Consider the following 2225-nt stretch of genomic DNA (forward strand, 5'->3'; position numbering starts at 1 on the left):
GCACCGGTGATGACCACGGCCTTGCCCGCCAGAATCGCCATACCCCGAGTGTGGCCAAGTGCCATCATCTAGTGGTCGTTCAGGTCCATGAAAGCGCCGTTCATGGTTTCTCAGGCGCGGGTCGCGGTGACGTAGACGTAGCCGCTCTCCGGGATGCTGCCGAACTGGCGCACGAAGTGGATGAGCTCGTCGGCCTTCTGCGCGCCGACCAGGTCGGCCAGCTTGTCGCGGACGGTCTCGAAGGCGTCGGCCATGAGCAGGAGGGTGCGGATGACGTTGTCCGTGACGTCCCGGATCTCCACGTCGACGAAACCGCTCGCGGCCAGGTTCTTCTCGTACTCGGCGATCGTGCCGAGCGTCGTCACCCCGTAGTTCGCCTTGATGTGGTCGATGACCACCTGGCCCTCGGGGGTGATCGGCTCGCGCTGGACGACGTCGGCGATGACGAGCCGGCCGCCGGGGCGCAGCACGCGGGCGGCCTCGGCGAGCACCTGGCCGCGGTCGGGCATGTGCCACATCGACTCGAACGCCCAGGCAGCGTCGAACGAGCCGTCGGGGAACGGCAGGTCCATGGCGTCCGCGAACTGGAAAGTGGCCCGGTCGCTGAGTCCGGCCGCGGCGGCGCGTTCGTTCGCGTCCTGCACCTGCAGGTGGCTGATGCTGATGCCCACGACGTCCACGCCGGTGGTGCGGACGAGCCGCTGCGCCGGGTGGCCGATGCCGCAGCCGATGTCCAGGACCCGCTGGCCGGGCCGCGCGGCGAGACCCGAGATCATCAGGTCGGTCAGGCGGTCCGTGGCGACCTCGACGGAGCTGTCGTCGGCGTCGTCCTCCCAGTAGCCGTAGTGGATGTTCGGTCCCCACACGGAACGGTAGACCCGGCCGAACCCGTCGTACACGTTGCGGACTTCGCCGTGATGAGCGGGAGACTGGTCGATCGTCATGAGGAGCTCCATAACGTTGGAAAAGGGGCGGGAAGTCGACGGCGCCCGACCGGGAATCCCCAGCCGAGCGCCTGCGTGAACTGCTGACTCACTTCTTCTCGAAGCGCAGGAAACCCAGCTGCAAGCCTCCGGCGAGCCATTCGGTGGCCTGCGCCTGGTTCGCCAGCAGGGAGATCCTGTTCTGCCTGCGCTCCACCGCGGAAAGGCCGTTGTCGCTGTCCAGCACCGCCTTCGTCCAGGCAGCGCTCTCCTCCCAGAACGGCGCGGTCTCCGCCGTGGCGTCGACCTCGTCGACCAGTTCGAAACCCGCGGCCGCCGCGGCCTTGGCGTAGTCCTGCACGGTGGCCGGCTTGCAGTAGAAGTACTCGGCCCACACGTCCGCCCCACGCGGGCGGGTCAGGAAGACTTCCTCGATGCAGACGCTCCCGCCAGGGCGGATCACCCGCGCCAGCCGCTCGAACCACTGCGGGCGGTTGAAGTACCCGCTGCTCTCGATCGCGACGGCAGCGTCGTACGGGCCGTCGTCCACGGTCAGGCGGTTCGCGTCGCAGACCAGCGCCCGGACCTTCCCGTCCACCCCGCATTCGCGCGCGAACGCCTCGACTACGGGTTTGTGCTCCGGCGCGTTGGTCACCGCCGTGACGTCGGCGCCGTATTCCTGCGCCCAGAAGAGCGAACCCCCGCCGAGACCGCAGCCGACGTCCAGGACCTTTCCGGACAGCCGGTGTTCCGCGCCCCAGATCTTGGCCGCGTACTGCAGCAGACCTTCCTGGTGAACCCGGATGCTGCTGCGAATGTCCTCCGGCGTCGCGTCGGCGGCGCGCAGTGGCGGTTCGGAAGTGGGGTAGTAACCCACGTGGTAGTGAATCCTGGGGCCAGGACCGTATTTGCGGACGAGCTTGGCAGTTTTGTCGTCGTAGTACTGGCCGACTACCCGCACCTCGTCCTGAGGGTCCAGCGCTGCCAGAGGTGAGAGGGAAACTTCCTGCAGATTTGTCACGGTCACTTCTCCAGGGCTCGGATAGGGTCGCCGGACCGGATTCGTAGTTCGATGGTGGAGGGCCGTCGCTGTTCGTGTCAACGATGTGGCGTGCGCGGATTCGACTTTGGGAAAAACCCCAAAGAACACGACGGGCAGCCCGTGCTCGACTAATCTGCGGAATGGTGGTTGCTGTTTCTTCGTGCGCGGAACGGAGTGGGAATGAGTGGCGACAAGCAGGTCCTGCTGGCCGAGCCGCAGAGTTTGTGCGCCGGTGTGCGCCGGGCGATCGCCATCATCGA

General features: G+C 66.9%; 2 protein-coding genes. Both read right to left on the reverse strand.

What is annotated here, in order from left to right:
• Positions 1-110: 110 nt before the first annotated feature.
• Positions 111-944 (reverse strand): methyltransferase domain-containing protein, encoded by an 834-nt coding sequence (locus tag ABZX92_RS45700; protein WP_355572407.1) that lies wholly within the window; start codon positions 942-944, stop codon positions 111-113.
• An 88-nt stretch (positions 945-1032) separates the two neighbouring features.
• Entirely contained in the window at positions 1033-1944 is a 912-nt protein-coding gene (locus tag ABZX92_RS45705; protein ID WP_355572409.1) for a methyltransferase domain-containing protein, read from the reverse strand.
• Between the last annotated feature and the right edge of the window lie 281 nt (positions 1945-2225).

It is taken from the genome of Lentzea sp. NPDC006480, from assembly GCF_040611995.1.
Taxonomy (GTDB): Bacteria; Actinomycetota; Actinomycetes; order Mycobacteriales; family Pseudonocardiaceae; genus Lentzea.

Coding starts and splice junctions, on each gene's coding strand:
- ABZX92_RS45700 (WP_355572407.1), bottom strand. CDS start 944: ATGACGATCGACCAGTCTCCCGCTCATCACGGCGAAGTCCGCAACGTG.